The following is a 17,231-nucleotide window of genomic DNA, read 5'->3' as shown; positions in this document are numbered from 1 at the left end:
AATTTAGGCGTTTCCAATGAGCGAATACGATAGACACTTCAAGCTAACTGAAACCCGCGACCATGAAATTGTGGTATTTGAAGAGCAGTACCGGTCTCTACGTAAAGAAATCTTAGATCGGCAACAGAGACGTTTCTTTATCGTTGCTGGTGCTGCACTGGGAATACCCAGTGTGTCCGGTTTGAAAATAACTGGCGTAATGGAAGGAACATTTTTGTACATTGTTCCGCTAGTTGTTGTCGCAATGTCATTTTTGTTTGTCATTGAGGTTAACGGCATCGCGAGAGCCGGGCGTTTTATTGAAAAACGTATTGAAAACCAATTTAAGAATGTGGCGGGCTGGGAGCATTTCCTGAAGGACTTGAGAGCTACAAACGATCTGACGCCTTCGGTAGTAAAGGTAGCGAACTCAAGCTTTTTGATCCTGATGGCCGTATACTTTGTTTTTTCCGCTTTAGTTTCCGCTTCAAGGCTCTGGTATCGAGAAGTCGGAGATGGTGGAGGTTTTTTTGAAGCTGCGCAGACTAGTGGGGCATTCTGGTCATTGACCTATTCAGCGTTCATGTTGGCTGCATTTTTTGCTTGGATCTATGGGATGTGGCCCCATTTGAAGTTCTCAGCCGAAACCCACAAGTGAAGCATTCAAACTCTAAATGTTAACCCCCGACCGGCGGCACTGCCGGGCCGCGCTGACCTGTCCCTGTAATACCGAAGAATTGTCTCCCCCAAAACACCCAACCCACCTAACAATCCAATGGGCCATTCATGAAGTTTCCCTAGCGTAACTTGCAGTCTCCCCAAGCCACCCCAATCTCGTAGTCACAGGTTTCACGTAGCCTGCGGATCGGCTTGTCCTACAGAACTGGCCCGTCCGACAGGTGAACCGAAGCGTTTCCGGCCCGTCCGGTCTGTAGGGGTACTGGCTGCGGTAGGTCGCGGCGCGTAATAGGTAATCACGGCCGGGTCGGAGCGCTTCTCAAGAACGGACACCTTAACTGGGCTGTGTGTTGTCTTGCGGAAACGCTGCCGTCCGATCTTCCCCCGCATGCTCAACGCGCCACCAATGACGGTCGCTGGCAATGTGATTCGAGGGAAATGGGGCCTGAGGCTCTAAGAATGCCCCCAGTTTTGAATGCTCAAGCAGCCCGATGACCTTCGCACCTGCAGAAAACACTCGAAAACCGGGAGTTTTCGGCCAGATTGACTTATCCACCAGTAAAGCTGCACCGCAGCAAGATTTCCCGGGTTATCCACAAAGCTCTCCAGCCGGATATCAACATCTTATCCCCGTCAAATTTTCATGCTGCAGTGCTATTTTCTTGTCGGACACTCAGACCAATGCAACAGTCATTCCATCGCAACGGTTCTCAGGAACCTGAGCGGAGCGCAAAGGCCAGGGGGTCGCAGCGGTGAAAGAGAGTTCTAGGACTTTTCCTTTCACAGCAGGGGCTTACCGGTGGGTGATTGACTGGGTCGGAGTTACCTTCGGATCAGGTGGTCATCTTCTCAGACGGCCGGCGCGTGCTGCGAAGTGCCGCTTGGTGCTAGGCAGTGGTTTCGGCCCTTTCCGGGGCTGAGGCAATCGGTTCGGAACGTCCCCCGGACGTACCGATCCACTAAGGCGTCAGGAGTGTCCGCAAGGATACATGCATGGACCGCGTCTGCGCACCTGACGCCTTTTCCTTTACGCGTCTTAGAAGAACAAGCAGGGCACCACTCTATCCCTTGTATACAAGGGAACGGGGTTCTTGTGATGCCACAAGAACCCCGTCGACGTGTCAGAAATGCAATACCGCGTCTATGCACCTGTACGACTGTACTTACAGTGTATCGGTGTCGATTTCAACTACATCTTGGGCGCGAGGCCCATAGAGTCACAGATTGTAGGGGGCGGTCTACAGGCTCTGCTGAACGTCCGTGGCCGCATTCTGGATCGCGTCGCCAGCTTTCTCAATATCTTTGCCAGCGCCTTTTGCCGTTTCGCAGGCGGTAAGGGTAAACAAGGCAAGCCCCAACAGAATCGCACGGATCATCGGTGTCTCCATTTGTGTCAGTCGAATGCTGCGTAACAGTTTTCCCAGCGCGGAACCAGACCATACGGCGCAGCCTCTGTTGAACCCGGCAAGTCGCACAAACACCGGGTACTGAACTGTTATTTGGCAGAAAACGAGTGGAATGCGCCGCAAGAGATGACAGGCGCGCTATTCCTCGCCATTGAATAGGTCATAGACGAGTGCAAGCAAGCGGCGCGGGCGGTCATCTGCAAGGCGATAGTAAATTGCCTTGCCCTCCCGTCGCGGTACAACAAGCCCCTCAAGCCGCAAACGTGACAGTTGCTGCGACACGGCGGCCTGTCGGGCTGACAACAGCTCTTCCAATTCGGTCACGGATTTTTCACCCGACACCAGATGGCACAGGATCATCAACCGGCCCTCGTGGCTGATGGCCTTCAGGAAATTTGCCGCGTGGGCGGCGTGGGCGACCATCTTGTCGAAAGCCTCGGGCGTTGCATCCTGCGATACTTGGGTAAGGGCCATTGGTTATTTCCTTGTTTGCCCCAGGAGCGGGGTAGTTTGTGAGTGGTTTCGGTGCTTTTGAATAGAACCCTAGCTATATAGTCTGTCTGTGCATTTCTACATGCACGGATCAAAATGGTGTGATGTGAAGGTGTTAATATGTGATTAACTTTTTTCACCCGGGTCCTCGCCAACGCCTGTTTTGCTGTCGTATCGCCGCGGTAGTGGATGAAGTATCGTGGCCCCCTTGCAGCCCCCCGATGGCGACACTAAGACTCGGGTAACGTTTTTTTGGGTAGTGTCCCAATCCATAGCAAACAGGCAGGTTCATAATGTTCGATCCAGTTGACACCTACATGAATACGCTCGTTCCCATGGTGGTCGAACAGACCAGCCGGGGCGAACGCGCTTACGACATTTTCTCGCGCCTTTTGAAAGAGCGGATCATTTTCATCAATGGTCCGATCCACGACGGGATGAGCCATCTGGTGGTCGCTCAGCTTTTGCATCTTGAGGCGGAAAACCCCAGCAAGGAAATCTCGATCTACATCAACTCGCCCGGTGGTGTTGTGACCAGCGGTTTGTCGATCTACGACACAATGCAGTACATCAAGCCGAAATGTTCGACATTGGTTATCGGTCAGGCGGCGTCGATGGGGTCGGTTTTGCTGGCCGGTGGCGAGAAGGGGATGCGGTTTTCTCTGCCTAACAGCCGGATCATGGTTCATCAGCCCAGCGGCGGATATCAGGGTCAGGCCAGCGATATCATGATCCATGCGGCCGAGACGCAGAAACTGAAAGATCGCCTTTACGACATTTATGTACGTCACACGGGTCAGACCAAAAAGGCGGTTGAAAAGGCGCTGGATCGCGACAATTTCATGAGCCCGGAAGAGGCGAAAGATTGGGGTCATATTGACGAGATCGTCGAAAATCGCGCCAAAATGGACGGCGAGGATTCCTGAACTCACACCCGCGCGTCGGTAGCGCGGGTAACATTTTGAGATTGTAGCCGTCTCGGTGCTGGCCTAAGCTGCACCATAAGACAATAAGCGCGGCCGGATGACGGCCGCAGGGAAGAAGCCCGAAAGGTAGAACATGGCGACGAATTCAGGCGGTGACGGCAAGAACACGCTCTACTGTAGCTTCTGCGGCAAGAGCCAGCATGAGGTGCGCAAGCTGATTGCCGGACCGACCGTGTTTATCTGCGATGAATGCGTCGAACTATGCATGGATATCATCCGCGAGGAAACCAAGGCCAGCGGGCTGAAATCCTCGGATGGTGTTCCGACGCCAAAAGACATATGCGAGGTTTTGGACGATTACGTAATCGGTCAAGCCACAGCCAAACGCGTTCTGTCGGTTGCCGTTCACAACCATTACAAGCGCCTCAATCATGCTCAGAAAGCGGGCAGCGATATCGAGTTGGCAAAGTCCAACATCCTGCTGATCGGCCCGACGGGGTGCGGCAAGACCCTGCTGGCACAAACGCTGGCGCGGATTTTGGATGTTCCGTTCACCATGGCGGACGCGACGACGCTGACCGAAGCCGGCTATGTGGGTGAGGATGTTGAGAACATCATTCTCAAACTTTTGCAGGCCAGCGAATACAATGTTGAGCGCGCGCAGCGCGGTATCGTCTATATCGACGAGGTCGACAAGATCACGCGCAAGTCTGAAAATCCTTCGATCACGCGCGACGTATCAGGTGAGGGTGTGCAACAGGCGCTGCTTAAGCTGATGGAGGGCACCGTGGCCAGCGTACCGCCGCAAGGTGGGCGTAAGCATCCGCAGCAAGAATTTCTGCAAGTGGACACCACCAACATCCTGTTCATCTGTGGTGGAGCGTTTGCCGGGCTTGACAAGATTATCGCGCAGCGTGGCAAAGGCTCGGCGATGGGCTTTGGTGCTGATGTGCGTGACAATGACGAGCGCGGCGTAGGCGAGATCTTCCAGGATCTGGAGCCTGAAGACCTGTTGAAATTCGGATTGATCCCTGAATTCGTCGGTCGTCTGCCGGTGTTGGCAACGCTTGAAGATTTGGACGAAGATGCGCTTGTCACGATCCTGACCAAACCTAAAAATGCCCTGGTTAAGCAATACCAGCGGTTGTTTGAGCTGGAAGATGTTGAGCTGGCCTTTACGGATGATGCGTTGAAGTCGATCGCCAAGAAGGCCATCGAACGCAAAACCGGAGCGCGTGGCCTACGCTCGATCCTGGAAGACATCCTGTTGGATACGATGTTCGAACTGCCTGGCATGAAGAATGTGACCGAAGTTGTGGTCAACGAAGAGGCAGTGTCGTCCGACAAGCAGCCGTTGATCATTTACGCGGATGCAGCGGAGTCGGCCTCGGCGGGATAAGTCCTTAACAGTAAATCAGAGATGGCGCGGCAAAGACCGCGCCTTTTTCTTGTGAGGTCAACATGACGATCAAACGCATATCTTCGGGCGGAGAGTATGAGGCCAAAGTCGGCTATTGCCGTGCGGTTGTTGCAAAAGGCTTTGTTTTTGTGGCCGGAACTTGCGCGCAGGGTGACGATATTCCGGAAGACATCGTTGGTCAGTGCCAGTCAGCGCTTGATGCGATTGGTAAAGCGTTGGCCGAGGCTGGCGCAAGTTTCGCAGATGTCGTCAGGGTGAACTATTACCTTCCGGACATGAGCGAGTTTGAACTGTGTTGGCCGCTACTGGTTGAAACATTCGGCGCGAATCCCCCGGCCGCTACTGTGACAGAATGCAACTTAATTACTCCTAAAGACCGTATTGAGATCGAAGTGACCGCTGCGTTGCCGTAATAGTGAGTGCGGTCCTAGCGACACTGGACCTTGGCGTGCCTTTGGTCCATATCTGCGGTGATAGAAATGCCGGAGGCAGCCGATGGGTATCTTGAACACATTATTGCGGGCCGTGACCTGGTGGAATGGGGCCACTTTGGGCACGCAAATTTACACCGCGCGTAAAGGCCAAAAAGTCGGCGAGGACAATGAGGGCAACGTCTTTTATCGCAACGCCGACGACAGCAAACGCTGGGTGATTTTCAACGGTGAGGCCGAGGCCAGCCGGATCGATCCTGATTGGCATGGCTGGTTGCACCGGACGTGGGATGAGCCGCCGACCGATAAGCCGCTAAAGCACAAGACCTGGGAAAAGCCGCATCAGGAAAACCTGACAGGCACTGCGATGGCCTATACGCCTGCCGGATCCCTGCGCCGCAAAGACCCGGTCGAACGCACAGACTATGAGGCCTGGAGCCCGGAATAAACGAGGCGAGCAATGTCGACTTACAATTTAACCGAAGTATTGGTCGGTGGGGCCGTATTGGCCTCTGCCGTTGCGTTTGGCGTGTATGCCAGCCAGTCCACCGGACTGTCGCAGAGCGCCACGGGCTACCAGTTAGAGGCTTCGTTTCGCTCACTCGAAGGGGTGAGCGTTGGTACGGATGTACGGCTTGCCGGTGTCAAGATCGGTACGGTGACAGGGGTAGATCTGAACCCTGACACTTACCGTGCGGACACGACGTTCACGATCCGGGATGGCATACTGGTGCCTGACGATAGCGCCATTGTAATTTCGTCCGAAGGGTTGCTCGGTGGCAATTTTGTCGAAGTGATGCCCGGCGGTTCGCCGTTTTTCTTTGAACCCGGTGATCAGGTTACGGATACGCAAGGCGCGGTCAGCTTGATTTCGCTCTTGGTCAAATTCGTGGCCGGAGATGGCAGCGAATGAAACACTTTGCCCTTGGCGCTGCACTGTTGGCCGCGACGACTGTTTCAGCACAACAAAAGGTCCAGTCCGGCCCCGGGGCGATTCTGCGAGGGCTGGACAAGGTCAGCGGCCAGACCGTGGATGTCGAAATGCAAAGCGGTCAAAGCGGAGAGGTTTTTGGACTGGACGTCGCTTTGGGAGATTGTCGCTATCCGCCGGAAAACCCGACGGGTGATGCCTTTGCCTATCTGACGATATGGGAAAAAGGAAAGTCGGATCAGCTGTTTGACGGGTGGATGATCGCGACCTCTCCGGCATTGAACGCGCTGGATCACGCCCGTTACGATGTCTGGGTCATACGTTGTATAACGCCCTCGGCTGATTGAGCTAGTGGCGCCGTGAAATCAGCGCTGGCGTTAATCGCCTCTTCCAGTTCCTTTCGGTATTGCGAGCGCGGAATTTCGATCGCGCCAAGGGACGCCAAGTGCGCCGTGAGGAACTGAGTATCGAACAATCGAAAACCGGTTTGACGCAGACGATCCACCAGATAAGCCAATGCGATCTTTGAAGCGTCCTTTCGGCGGGAAAACATGCTCTCGCCGAAAAAGGCTGCCCCCAGCGTAACGCCGAAAACGCCGCCAACCAATTGGTCGCCCTCCCAAATCTCTAGCGAGTGCGCCTGACCTGAGTGATGGATTTTCAGGTATAGGTCACGCAGTTCAGCATTGATCCAGGTATCAGAACGGTCGGCACAGCCATCGACCACTCCGGCGAAGTCCTGGTTGATCGTTACCGAGAACCCGCATTTTCGAATGCGACGCGCCAGACTGCGGGAAACGTGAAAGCCATCCAAGGGAAAGACGCCGCGAAACTTGGGGTCAACCCAGAAAAGCTCGGCCGCGTTGCGGTGCTCGGCCATCGGGAAGATACCGATGGAATAGCCGTGCAGTAAAAGGTCCGGGGAAAGGCTCATCTGGAATGCTCAAGGGGCGAAGGATTGGTGTCCTTCGCCCCCGGTATGTTACTGGGCCATATTTTCCTCAAGCCAGTGCTCCAACCAGTGAATGTTGTAGTCACCGCTGTGAATATCGGGATCCTGCAACAGGGCGTGAAACAGAGGCACGGTGGTGTCAATGCCATCGACGATCAGTTCACCCAGCGCGCGTTCCAGCCGTGCCAGTGCCTCGGCCCTGTCGCGGCCCTGAACAATCAACTTGGCGATCAGCGAATCGTAATAGGGCGGGATCGAGTACCCGTCATACAGCGCCGAATCCATACGTACCCCAAGGCCGCCGGGCGCATGGTAAGCCGTGATCTTGCCAGGGCAGGGGGAGAAGTTCGGCAGTTTCTCTGCGTTGATCCGAACCTCGATTGCGTGGCCGTTGATCTCCAGATCGTCTTGGCTGAACGACATCTCTTCCCCGGCGGCGACAAGGATTTGCTCGCGCACCAGATCGACGCCAAAAATGCCTTCGGTTACAGGGTGTTCCACCTGCAGGCGCGTGTTCATTTCGATGAAATAAAACTCGCCGTTTTCATACAGGAACTCGATTGTACCCGCACCGATATAGTTGATTTTTGCTACGGCATCGGCACAAATCTTGCCGATCTTCGCGCGTTCTTCGGGGGTGATGCAGGGGCCGGGGGCTTCTTCGAACACCTTTTGGTGGCGGCGTTGCAGCGAACAGTCGCGCTCACCCAGATGCACCGCGTTGCCCTTCCCGTCGCCAAAGACCTGAATCTCGATATGGCGCGGCGTGGTCAGGTATTTCTCGATGTAAACCTCGTCATTGCCAAAGGCGGCTTTGCCTTCGGCGCGTGCGGTCAGGAAGGCGCTTTCCATCTCATTGGCGCTGCGGGCGACTTTCATACCACGTCCACCACCGCCGGCAGTGGCCTTGATGATGACGGGATAGCCGAACTCTTCACCGATCTTTTTTGCAGCTTCCAAATCAGGCACGCCACCGTCCGATCCGGGAACGCAAGGAACACCCAGTTCCTTCATCGTGTCCTTGGCGGTGATCTTGTCGCCCATGATGCGGATATGCTCGGCGGTTGGGCCGATAAAGGTGATGCCGTGATCTTCGACGATCTGAACGAACTCAGAATTTTCGGACAGAAAGCCATAGCCCGGATGGATCGCCTGCGCGCCGGTGATTTCACAGGCCGAGATGATGGCAGGTACCGAAAGATAGCTTTGCGGGCTGGGGGCCGGGCCGATACACACCGATTCGTCTGCCATGCGCACATGCATCGCGTCGCTGTCGGCGGTGGAGTGGACGGCGACCGTCTTAATCCCCATCTCGCGCGCGGCGCGGATGACGCGCAGGGCGATCTCGCCTCGGTTGGCAATCAGGATCTTGTCGAACATGGGCCCGCCTTACTCGATGATGACCAGAGGGGAGCCGAACTCCACTGCATCGCCGTCTCCGACCAGAATGCGTTTGATTGTGCCCGCCTTGGGTGCGTGGATGTGGTTCATGGTCTTCATCGCTTCGACGATCAACAGCGTGTCGCCTTCGGATACAGATGCGCCGACCGAGATGAACGCGGGCGCGCCCGGTTCGGGTTGCATGTAAACGGTACCAACCATGGGTGACGTCACCGCGCCGGGATGGTTTGCCGGGTCTTCAACAACGGCGGGCGCATCGGCAGGGGCAGGAGCAGGGGCGCCAGTGGGTGCGGCAGGTGCAGCGGTCGGAACGGCGACCTGAACCGGAGCGGCAGCGGCCTGGGTCAATCGGCTGACGCGTACGTTCAGGCTGTCTTCTTCGCCATATTCACGTTTGACCTGCAATTCCGTCAGGTCATTTTCGCGCAGCAATTCTGCCAGTGCCTTGATGAATGCCACATCCGCTTCGTGTTTGGTGTCTGTCATGAGTGTCCTCGACGGTTCCCCTTTGGCCCGTCTGTTCCTGCGGGCTTTGGTCTGATTACGCAGCGTTATAAGCCAAGCGCCCGGTCATGAAAAGCGCAGTCTGGCCTTGTGGGAAGGCGGTTTTTTCAGGTTCTCGCAAGGCAAAAGGGGTTAAAGCGGCATACCCGAAAGTTTCGCCACCAGTTCGGGCAGTTTGCGGGCGCCGAATTTCTCCAGCAGGCGCGCTCGGTAAGCTTCGATCGTGCGATAACTCAACTCTAACTCTGCCCCGATTTCTTTTGCCGACAGTCCACGGCAGGACAGGATGGCGACCTCGCGTTCGCGGGCGGTCAGTTCAACCAGCGGACGTTCCTCGGAAATGTCGGAAAAGCTCCAGATTCCATGGCGGAACGGATCATCGGGCGTTAGTGAGCGCCCACGCGCGCGGCACCAAAACAAACCACCATTGCGCCGCCGCATGACCCTTTCGTCCGTGTAATATCCGGTATCACGCATCACTTGCAGACTGCGGGCACCAATACGCTCCCAATCGGCGACAGATGGGTAAAGGTGCAGCAGCGGCATATTGCGGTAGTCTGCGGCTTCACCGCCAAAGGTACGGGCGAACTGTAAATTGCACCGCCGGATGACCCGGTTTTCCAGTTCGACCAATCCGATTGGGGCATATTCAAAGGCGGGATCGCTCATCGTGCTATCGTGCCGGTAATTCATCGAAAATAGAAGGGGTGGTGCGCAGATTCTGGCCTGGGTTGTGGTGCGGAGTCGTGTTTCAGTTTGTTAAGCCTGTAAATGCACTATGAAAATAAGTAATTAAATAATACAAATACAACAAGAGTTCTGAAAATTACGGGATGATCCCAACGGATGGTTTCGCTAAGGGAGGGGCGAGAGCATGCGCGATACTCTGACAGGCAGCCGTATACGGGAAAGGCGGCAGATTGCCGGTCTGCGGCAGGCCGAGCTGGCGCGGCAGGTTGGGATTTCGGCCTCATACCTGAACCTTATCGAACACAATCGCCGGCGGATTGGTGGCAAACTGTTGGTCGATATCGCATCGGCGTTGACGGTGGAACCTTCGGTGCTGACGCGGGGTATCGAGGCGACTTTGATCTCGGCGCTGCGCGAGGCTGCGGCGGATTCCGTCGGGCAGAAGGCAGAGTTGGACGGATTAGAGGAATTCGCCGGCCGTTTTCCCGGATGGGCGGGCGTTCTGGCGCAAATGCACCGCCGGGTCGTGTCCCTTGAGCGTACGGTTGAAACGCTGTCTGACCGTCTGACGCATGATCCGCATCTGGCCGCATCCATGCATGAGGTTTTGTCGACCGCTGCTGCGATTCGCTCAACCGCTGCGATTCTGGCTGACACCCAAGAGATCGAGCCGCAGTGGCGGGACAGATTTCACAAAAACCTGCATCAGGATGCAGAACGTCTGGCGGACAGCTCGAAATCTCTGGTCACTTATCTGGACAACAGCGATTCTGATGGGGATCACCGCGGTGTTCCGCAGGAAGACGTCGAGGCGTTTTTTGACGCCAACAACCATCATTTCAACGATATCGAGCACGGTGGAGCAGCGGCGGACGTCGACCTGTCCGAACTGGACTCGGCAGCGGCGAAATCTCTGACGCAGGACTTCCTTGCTATTTATGCCGCAGACGCACGGGCGATGCCGTTGAAGGATGTGCAGGCCGCTTTGGCGGAGGCACCGCTTGATCCACTGCAGCTGGCATCCCGGTTTTCGGTGGATGTTGCAACGGTTCTGCGTCGGCTTGCGACCTTACCGGACGGGTATCTAGGCCGCCCAACCGGTTTGGTCGTGTGTGACGCATCCGGAAGTATTCTGTTCAGCAAATCGGTTCCCGGATTCGCCATGCCACGTTTTGGCGAAGCCTGCCCCTTGTGGCCGTTGTTTCAGGCGCTGAACAGGCCATTGGTCCCGATCCGTCAACGCGTCGCTCAGCTTGGGCGGGCAGCGGCTGTCTTCGATTGCTACGCCTACGCCTGGCCGCAACCGGGATCCAAGTTTGACCAGGCTCCGGTTTATCGTTCGGTGATGCTGGTGCGCTCGGTTGAGGATGTCGCGCAGGATGCGCAGGCCGTCGCGCGCGTCGGCCCCAGTTGCAGGGTGTGCCCCCACGACAATTGTTCGTCCCGGCGTGAGCCGTCGATTCTGAGCGAAGGTTTTTGACAGTTTCCCGACATCGCGCGTAAGCTGACGTGGATAGGTCGTCCAATCAATGACCTGTCACGGGGAGGACAGACAGTCATGAGCCGTAAGGTTCTGTTAATTGAGGATGAACCCAACATCGCCGAGGCTATTCGGTTCCTGCTGACACGCGAAGGGTGGCAGGTGGAAACCCATGCAGAAGGCGCGGACGCGTTGCAGGTTATCCGGGTGGCAAGCCCGGACCTATTGATTCTGGACGTGATGCTGCCGGGAAAAAGCGGGATGGAGATTCTACGCGACCTGCGTGAGTTGGAGGACATGCAAGGATTGCCAGTTCTCATGCTGACGGCGCGTGGCCAGACCCGCGACCGCGAGATGGCCGAAAATGCGGGCGTCAGCCGCTTTATGACCAAACCTTTTTCCAATTCAGAGATGCTGACGGCTGTACGCGATCTGCATGCACAGGCGACACAGTCATGAGCACGCACGAAGACCGACCGCCCTCAGGTGCGCGGCCTTCGCTGTTTCTTGAGCGGCAAAGCTATCGCCGCCGCAGGTTGACGGATGCGGCGCGGCTTTTGCCCTTTCTTGGGGCAGCGTTGCTGGCTGTTCCTTTGCTTTGGCCGGATGATCCGAACCGCCAGCAAGCGGTGCCGTTGTCTTCTGCCATGTTTTACATCTTTGCCTGCTGGGTTGGTCTGATCGTCGCCAGCCTTGTTTTTGGGTTTGCGGCTCGTCGCATGTCGGCGCAAGACGAATCCAAACCCGGGTCGGACCAATGGCCACGCTGAACGTTCTGATCCTGGTTTGCCTAGGGTATGTCGTGCTGCTGTTCGGTGTGGCCTTTGCCGCAGACAGGTTGGCAGCAGCCGGTAAGGGGGCATGGCTTCGGTCTTCGCTGATCTATACGCTGTCCCTTTCGATCTACTGCACGGCGTGGACGTTTTATGGCGCCGTGGGCAATGCCGCGCGGTCAGGGCTGGAATTCGTGACGATCTACCTCGGCCCAACGCTGGTGATGATCAGTTGGTGGTGGGGTCTTCGAAAACTGGTGCGGGTCGGGCGCAGCCATCGGGTGACGTCTATCGCTGACCTAATTTCCTCGCGCTATGGCAAATCCAACACGCTGGCGATCTGCGTGACCATTCTGGCGGTACTGGGTGGAACGCCCTATATCGCGCTGCAGCTTCAATCCATTACATTGTCGTTTTCAATATTCGCCGACGCCGACCCTTCGGGCCTTTACCGCGAAGGCTCAAGTGTATTCTGGGTTGCAGCTGGCCTGGCCGTTTTTGCGATCCTGTTTGGCACCCGAAACCTGGATGCGAATGAGCGTCACCACGGGGTCGTGACGGCTATCGCACTGGAGTCCGTGGTCAAGCTGTTTGCCCTGCTTGCCGTTGGCGCTTTTGTTGTCTGGGGTGTCGCGGGGGGCGTTGGTCCGATGATGGACCGCATCGATGCCTCTGAGATCGGGCACTGGAATGTCGATACGGGGCGCTGGACAACCTTCATCTTTCTATCCGCAGCGGCCTTTGTCTGCCTTCCTCGCATGTTCCAGGTGATGGTGGTCGAAAACACGGATGAGGGACACCTGAGGACTGCCGCCTGGGCCTTTCCCCTGTATCTGCTGCTTATCAGTCTTTTCGTGGTGCCGATTGCCGTCGTCGGTCTGGACATTATGCCCGAAGGCTCGAACCCGGATTTGTTTGTGCTGACGGTACCTTTGTCGCAAGGCAATGACTGGTTGGCGATGCTGTCATTCATTGGCGGATTCTCGTCGGCCACGTCGATGGTCATTGTGACGGCGATGGCGCTGTCGACGATGGTTTCGAACCACGTGGTCATGCCCATATGGCTGAGCACGCAGGGAGGGTCGGGGTCCGTATCTGGTGATGTCCGACATATCGTTTTGCTTGCACGGCGCATATCGATTGCCGTGATTATGGCGCTGGGATTTTTCTACTATCGTTTGTCCGGTGGCGGCGCGGCTTTGGCGTCGATCGGACTGATAGCGTTCGCCGGCATTGCGCAGATACTGCCGGCCTTGGTTGGTGGATTGTTCTGGCGCGGGGCAACACGCACCGGCGCGCTTGCGGGTTTGACGGTCGGGTTCTTGCTCTGGATCTACACTCTGCTGCTGCCGGGGATGGGCGGCGTGTTGATGCCCGAGTCTGTTCTCCACAGCGGCCCATTTGGCTTGAGTTGGTTGCGTCCACAGGCATTGTTCGGCATCGAAGGGATGGATCCGATGGTGCACACGGTCATGTGGTCCCTTTCACTGAATACAATCGCGTTTTGCGTAGCCTCTTTGTTGAGCTTCCCCAGCCCGTTAGAGCGTTTGCAGGCCGCACAATTCGTCAACGTCTTTGATCATTCCGTCGCGCCGCGTGGTTGGACCGGTTCGGTGGCGCAGAGCGAAGATCTGATGATCATGACCCAGCGTATTCTGGGTGCAGGCCCCGCGCACGAGTTCTTTCAGGCCGAAGCCGAAAAGCAAGGTGGCAGGGCTAGTCTGCCCGAGCCCACGCCGGCCTTTCTCGAACGCTTGGAGCGCGAGCTCAGCGGGTCTGTCGGGGCTGCGACCGCGCATGCGATGATCGGTCAGATCGTTGGCGGCTCGTCCGTATCGGTTGAGGACCTGCTGGCCGTGGCTGACGAGTCCGCACAGTTGCTAGAGTATTCCGGTCAGCTTGAAGCAAAGTCTGCCGAACTTACCCGTACCGCGCGGCAATTGCGCGAGGCCAACACCAAACTGACGCAAATCTCGGAACAAAAGGACAGTTTCCTGAGTCAGGTCAGCCACGAGCTGCGTACACCCATGACCTCGATCCGTGCCTTTTCTGAGATCATGCGCGATACTGACGAGCTTAGCCCCGAAGAGCAGACACGCTATGCCGCGATCATCCACGATGAGGCTTTGCGCCTGACCCGGTTGCTGGACGATCTTCTGGACCTGAGCGTTCTGGAAAGCGGTCGCGTCAGCCTGAATGTGGGCGATGATACATTGCGTTCTGTACTGGATCGGGCGGTTTCCAGCACGCTTGCTGGAACTAGTAAAACCCTGACAGTTCGTCGAACAAAGGCAGCCGAGCGTATCCCGCTGCAAACCGATCTGGACCGGCTGGGTCAGGTATTCATCAATCTGATCTCGAATGCCCTGAAATACTGCGACGCAGATGAGCCAGAGCTTACGATTTCAGCCCATGATGTGGGTGGCCATGTGGTGATCGATTTTGTTGACAACGGCAGCGGTATCCCGCCCGGTTCGCGGTCGGTGGTATTTGAGAAATTTGCCCGCGTGGGCGGAGACAAGGCAGGCGGCGCAGGGCTGGGACTGGCGATTTGCCGCGAGATCATGCAGCGTCTGGGCGGTGAGATCATGTATCTACCCGGGCAGGGCGGTGCGGCATTCCGTGTGAGGTTGCCATTGGCGTATCAGCAGGCCGCTCAGTGACACAGATGTAAAGTTATTCTTAACCAGAGCTGGGTTAGACCCAAGGCCAGACGCAGCAATACACAGCGGATTCGGGCATGACGCAAACGGTCAGCGCAGCTTTGGCGCGCAAGCTTTCGGTAGGGCGGGAAGAGCAGGAAGAAAAGCCGCGTTCAATCATGCGCGCGCTACGATTGGCCTTTGCCCGCGCAGCCAGCGACCGGCTGCAACTGCCGTTGGCTGTAATCGGCGCAAAGCAGTCCAGTCGATCAACAGATGCGCTAACGGATGGAATCGGGGAAGACTGGCTGTTGCTACGATTTGTGGATCGTAACGGTAAGGCAGCATCAGTCTGCATGGAGCTTGGTGTCGTTGCGGCCATTGTACAAGTGCAAACTTTTGGAGAGATGTTGGCTGACGATCCTGCGCCCCGCGTGTTTACGCATACGGACGGGGCAATGGTGGCCCCATTGATCGAAGACGTTTTTTCGCGGGCGGTAGAACTTGTGGATGCATCGGCGGATCAATCCATTCTAACCGGGTATGAATTTGCTGCGCGCTTTTCTGATCTGCGTACGTTGACCTTGGCGATGGTCGAAGACGTATATCGAGCGTTTGAATTGACCATTGAGCTGGGCGGTGGACTACGGCAGGGGCGTGTCTCGATCTTATTGCCGGAGCGCCCTGACGAGGAAAACGACCCAGACCTGCCAGAGGACAACGGCCCCAAACTTGAACAGGCGTCGGGAGTACTACGGGCTGAACTCAATACAGTGATCTGCCGTATGTCACTTCCACTGGCGACATTGTCGGACCTTGTGGTTGGTGATGTCCTGCCATTGACAGGATCAAGGCTGGATCATGCCGAAGTGCTGACAATCGACCGCACGCGCACTGCAATTGGACGTTTGGGACAATGCAGTGGAATGCGTGCGGTGCGCCTGAATGAATACGTGAACGTAGCGTCGCTGCCGCAATCCGAGAATGAGGAGTTTTCAGATTCACCTTCGTCTATGGTGCCGCACAACGAACCCGAGATGCCCATACAGACTGAGGTTGCGCAGGTGCCCGCCCTGTTCGACCCACCTGCGATGAACGCATTGAACCTGACCTGAACTTTACCGAGTCAGATGAACTGCTTGTTGATCCTGCGCAATTTGCAGAGCTGGCTACATCAGAAACCGAACCGGGCAGTCACAGCTAAATCAATCCGTACCGGCGCGATTCTGATCAAGGATCGGTCGCAGGTTTTCAAGCGCATAACCCGCCTTGGTGGTAGCGCGCAGGATGTCATCCGTGCTCATCTGGTCGCACTGACCCAACGCCCACACCACAGAACACCGCGTGCCCGAGGCGCAATAGGCCAAAACTGGTCCGTCACAGTTTTCGGCCATTTCGCGTTGCAGGGCTACATTCTCGGGTGTCATCGTCTGGTGAGTCAGCTCAAGAACTTCGTACTCCATACCAGCCGCGCGTACCGCTTCTCCGATTACGTCCGACTGCAGACTCGCCGGAACCTCGATATTGGGGCGGTTGCAGATCACTTTTACAAAGCCGGCTTCGGCGATTGCTGGAACGTCCTCGACCGTGATTTGCGGCGAGACAGCATAGCGGGGTGTAATTGGGCGAATCTCCATGAGTATTGCTTAGGCCGGGTTCGCTGATCTGTCCAGTTGGGCACCAACCGATGGGGCCGCAACCATTCCTGCAATCATAGCGATCAGAAAGATCACACCGCCGATTCCGCCATAGCTGAGCGATGCCAGCGCCGGGCCGGGGCACAGCCCTGCCAGACCCCAGCCCATTCCAAACAGGGTTGACCCCAGGATCAGGCGGCGATTCATCTCAGGTGTGCTTTTTGGTGGAAAATGACCGCCGGTCAGAGGCTGACGGTTTGTCGTCAATCGCCATGCAAACAGCATTGGAATGATTGCGCCGCCCATTACAAAGGCAAGCGTTGGGTCCCAGTTGCCAAAAACATCCAACCAACCCAACACTTTTGTCGTGTCCGTCATGCCTGAGATCAGCAAACCTGTGCCAAACAAGGACCCGGCCAGAATCGAAATCAACATGCGCATCAGATCAGCCCCCAGACATGGCGCAGCAGTGCGACTGTTACGCCTCCGGCCGCGATATAGACGAGAGTGGCGGCAATCCCACGGAAAGAGAGCCTTGAGATGCCGCAGACACCGTGCCCCGACGTACATCCATTGGCGATGCGTGTTCCCAGCCCCACCAGCAGGCCCGCGACGATTACGATTGTGATATTCCCGGTCAGATGAGTTTCAGTCGCAGGCGAGATCAGTGGACGCAGCAACAAGGGCATGCCGATAAGACCGGCCAAAAAACCAAGCCTTTCAAGCGAGCGGTCGCTGCCGTCGATCAGACCACCGAGAATGCCGCTTGCCCCCATAATGCGCCCATTGCCCAGCAGGTAGATTGCAGCGCCCAGCCCAATCAGAAGGCCTCCGCCAAGGCCTAAAATCCATTCAGTTTGCATTCTTCTTCCTTTGTGAGATCGCAGCC

The 17,231-nt window shown here is 56.4% G+C and carries 21 protein-coding genes; 12 read left to right on the top strand and 9 right to left on the bottom strand.

What is annotated here, in order from left to right; genetic code table 11:
* The first annotated feature begins 16 nt into the window (after positions 1-16).
* The gene (locus tag AVO44_RS12575) at positions 17-637 is read left to right on the top strand and encodes a hypothetical protein (RefSeq protein ID WP_068337499.1); all 621 of its coding nucleotides are present in this window, start codon (positions 17-19) and stop codon (positions 635-637) included.
* Between the two features lie 1,258 nt (positions 638-1,895).
* Here AVO44_RS12575 and AVO44_RS20705 read toward each other — a convergent pair.
* Entirely contained in the window at positions 1,896-2,033 is a 138-nt protein-coding gene (locus AVO44_RS20705) for an entericidin A/B family lipoprotein (RefSeq protein ID WP_082677497.1), read from the bottom strand.
* A gap of 168 nt (positions 2,034-2,201) precedes the next feature.
* A complete protein-coding gene (locus AVO44_RS12570; protein ID WP_068337498.1) occupies positions 2,202-2,537 on the bottom strand; it encodes an ArsR/SmtB family transcription factor in 336 nt (111 codons plus the stop codon).
* 311 nt (positions 2,538-2,848) lie between these two features.
* Between AVO44_RS12570 and AVO44_RS12565 the strand changes: the two genes are divergently transcribed.
* The 6 genes from AVO44_RS12565 (at position 2,849) to AVO44_RS12540 (ending at position 6,610) form a co-directional block, all read left to right on the top strand.
* Positions 2,849-3,481 (top strand): ATP-dependent Clp protease proteolytic subunit, encoded by a 633-nt coding sequence (locus tag AVO44_RS12565; RefSeq protein ID WP_068337496.1) that lies wholly within the window; start codon positions 2,849-2,851, stop codon positions 3,479-3,481.
* 133 nt (positions 3,482-3,614) lie between these two features.
* Complete coding sequence (gene clpX / locus AVO44_RS12560) at positions 3,615-4,880, top strand: ATP-dependent Clp protease ATP-binding subunit ClpX (RefSeq protein WP_068337494.1); 1,266 nt, start codon at positions 3,615-3,617, stop codon at positions 4,878-4,880.
* 62 nt (positions 4,881-4,942) lie between these two features.
* Positions 4,943-5,314, top strand: coding sequence for a Rid family hydrolase (locus tag AVO44_RS12555; RefSeq protein WP_068337492.1), 372 nt, complete (start codon positions 4,943-4,945; stop codon positions 5,312-5,314).
* Positions 5,315-5,396: 82 nt separating this feature from the next.
* Positions 5,397-5,780: an NADH:ubiquinone oxidoreductase subunit NDUFA12 gene (locus AVO44_RS12550; RefSeq protein ID WP_068337490.1), complete on the top strand. Its 384-nt coding sequence runs from the start codon at positions 5,397-5,399 to the stop codon at positions 5,778-5,780.
* Positions 5,781-5,792: 12 nt separating this feature from the next.
* Positions 5,793-6,245 (top strand): outer membrane lipid asymmetry maintenance protein MlaD, encoded by a 453-nt coding sequence (gene mlaD / locus AVO44_RS12545; protein WP_068337488.1) that lies wholly within the window; start codon positions 5,793-5,795, stop codon positions 6,243-6,245.
* Positions 6,242-6,610 carry a DUF2155 domain-containing protein gene (locus AVO44_RS12540; protein ID WP_068337486.1) on the top strand — a complete coding sequence of 123 codons (369 nt, stop codon included), beginning with the start codon at positions 6,242-6,244 and terminating at the stop codon, positions 6,608-6,610. Before mlaD ends, AVO44_RS12540 begins: the two co-directional genes overlap by 4 nt.
* On the opposite strand, the gene aat is transcribed toward AVO44_RS12540, so the two are convergent.
* The 4 genes from aat to AVO44_RS12520 all read right to left on the bottom strand — a co-directional run bounded on the left by aat (position 6,565) and on the right by AVO44_RS12520 (position 9,789).
* Positions 6,565-7,197 carry a leucyl/phenylalanyl-tRNA--protein transferase gene (gene aat / locus AVO44_RS12535; protein ID WP_068337484.1) on the bottom strand — a complete coding sequence of 211 codons (633 nt, stop codon included), beginning with the start codon at positions 7,195-7,197 and terminating at the stop codon, positions 6,565-6,567. The genes AVO44_RS12540 and aat overlap by 46 nt on opposite strands.
* Before the next feature lie 48 nt (positions 7,198-7,245).
* Positions 7,246-8,595: an acetyl-CoA carboxylase biotin carboxylase subunit gene (gene accC, locus AVO44_RS12530; RefSeq protein WP_068337482.1), complete on the bottom strand. Its 1,350-nt coding sequence runs from the start codon at positions 8,593-8,595 to the stop codon at positions 7,246-7,248.
* 9 nt (positions 8,596-8,604) lie between these two features.
* Positions 8,605-9,102, bottom strand: coding sequence for an acetyl-CoA carboxylase biotin carboxyl carrier protein (gene accB, locus AVO44_RS12525; protein ID WP_068337481.1), 498 nt, complete (start codon positions 9,100-9,102; stop codon positions 8,605-8,607).
* A 150-nt stretch (positions 9,103-9,252) separates the two neighbouring features.
* The gene (locus AVO44_RS12520; RefSeq protein WP_068337480.1) at positions 9,253-9,789 is read right to left on the bottom strand and encodes a LuxR C-terminal-related transcriptional regulator; all 537 of its coding nucleotides are present in this window, start codon (positions 9,787-9,789) and stop codon (positions 9,253-9,255) included.
* 205 nt (positions 9,790-9,994) lie between these two features.
* Between AVO44_RS12520 and AVO44_RS12515 the strand changes: the two genes are divergently transcribed.
* From AVO44_RS12515 to AVO44_RS12495, 5 genes are all read left to right on the top strand, one after another.
* Positions 9,995-11,290, top strand: a complete 1,296-nt coding sequence (locus AVO44_RS12515) for a helix-turn-helix transcriptional regulator (RefSeq protein WP_068337479.1) — start codon at positions 9,995-9,997, stop codon at positions 11,288-11,290.
* Positions 11,291-11,368: 78 nt separating this feature from the next.
* Complete coding sequence (locus AVO44_RS12510; RefSeq protein WP_068337478.1) at positions 11,369-11,749, top strand: response regulator transcription factor; 381 nt, start codon at positions 11,369-11,371, stop codon at positions 11,747-11,749.
* Positions 11,746-12,060 carry a hypothetical protein gene (locus tag AVO44_RS12505; RefSeq protein ID WP_068337476.1) on the top strand — a complete coding sequence of 105 codons (315 nt, stop codon included), beginning with the start codon at positions 11,746-11,748 and terminating at the stop codon, positions 12,058-12,060. The genes AVO44_RS12510 and AVO44_RS12505 overlap by 4 nt, the downstream gene beginning before the upstream one ends.
* The gene (locus AVO44_RS12500) at positions 12,048-14,726 is read left to right on the top strand and encodes a sensor histidine kinase (protein WP_068337474.1); all 2,679 of its coding nucleotides are present in this window, start codon (positions 12,048-12,050) and stop codon (positions 14,724-14,726) included. The genes AVO44_RS12505 and AVO44_RS12500 overlap by 13 nt, the downstream gene beginning before the upstream one ends.
* Before the next feature lie 77 nt (positions 14,727-14,803).
* Positions 14,804-15,820 carry a FliM/FliN family flagellar motor C-terminal domain-containing protein gene (locus AVO44_RS12495; protein WP_068337471.1) on the top strand — a complete coding sequence of 339 codons (1,017 nt, stop codon included), beginning with the start codon at positions 14,804-14,806 and terminating at the stop codon, positions 15,818-15,820.
* Positions 15,821-15,910: 90 nt separating this feature from the next.
* Here the strand turns inward: AVO44_RS12495 and AVO44_RS12490 are convergent, their stop codons facing one another.
* Genes AVO44_RS12490 through AVO44_RS12480 form a run of 3 tightly spaced genes read right to left on the bottom strand, consistent with a single transcriptional unit; the run spans position 15,911 to position 17,205 of the window.
* A complete protein-coding gene (locus AVO44_RS12490) occupies positions 15,911-16,342 on the bottom strand; it encodes a protein tyrosine phosphatase family protein (protein WP_068337470.1) in 432 nt (143 codons plus the stop codon).
* Between the two features lie 9 nt (positions 16,343-16,351).
* Entirely contained in the window at positions 16,352-16,783 is a 432-nt protein-coding gene (locus AVO44_RS12485; RefSeq protein WP_068337468.1) for a DUF6691 family protein, read from the bottom strand.
* Complete coding sequence (locus tag AVO44_RS12480; RefSeq protein ID WP_068337466.1) at positions 16,783-17,205, bottom strand: YeeE/YedE family protein; 423 nt, start codon at positions 17,203-17,205, stop codon at positions 16,783-16,785. The genes AVO44_RS12485 and AVO44_RS12480 overlap by 1 nt, the downstream gene beginning before the upstream one ends.
* Between the last annotated feature and the right edge of the window lie 26 nt (positions 17,206-17,231).

The organism is Ruegeria profundi, from assembly GCF_001507545.1.
GTDB lineage: Bacteria > Pseudomonadota > Alphaproteobacteria > Rhodobacterales > Rhodobacteraceae > Ruegeria > Ruegeria profundi.
This window is presented reverse-complemented; position numbering and strand designations above follow the sequence as displayed.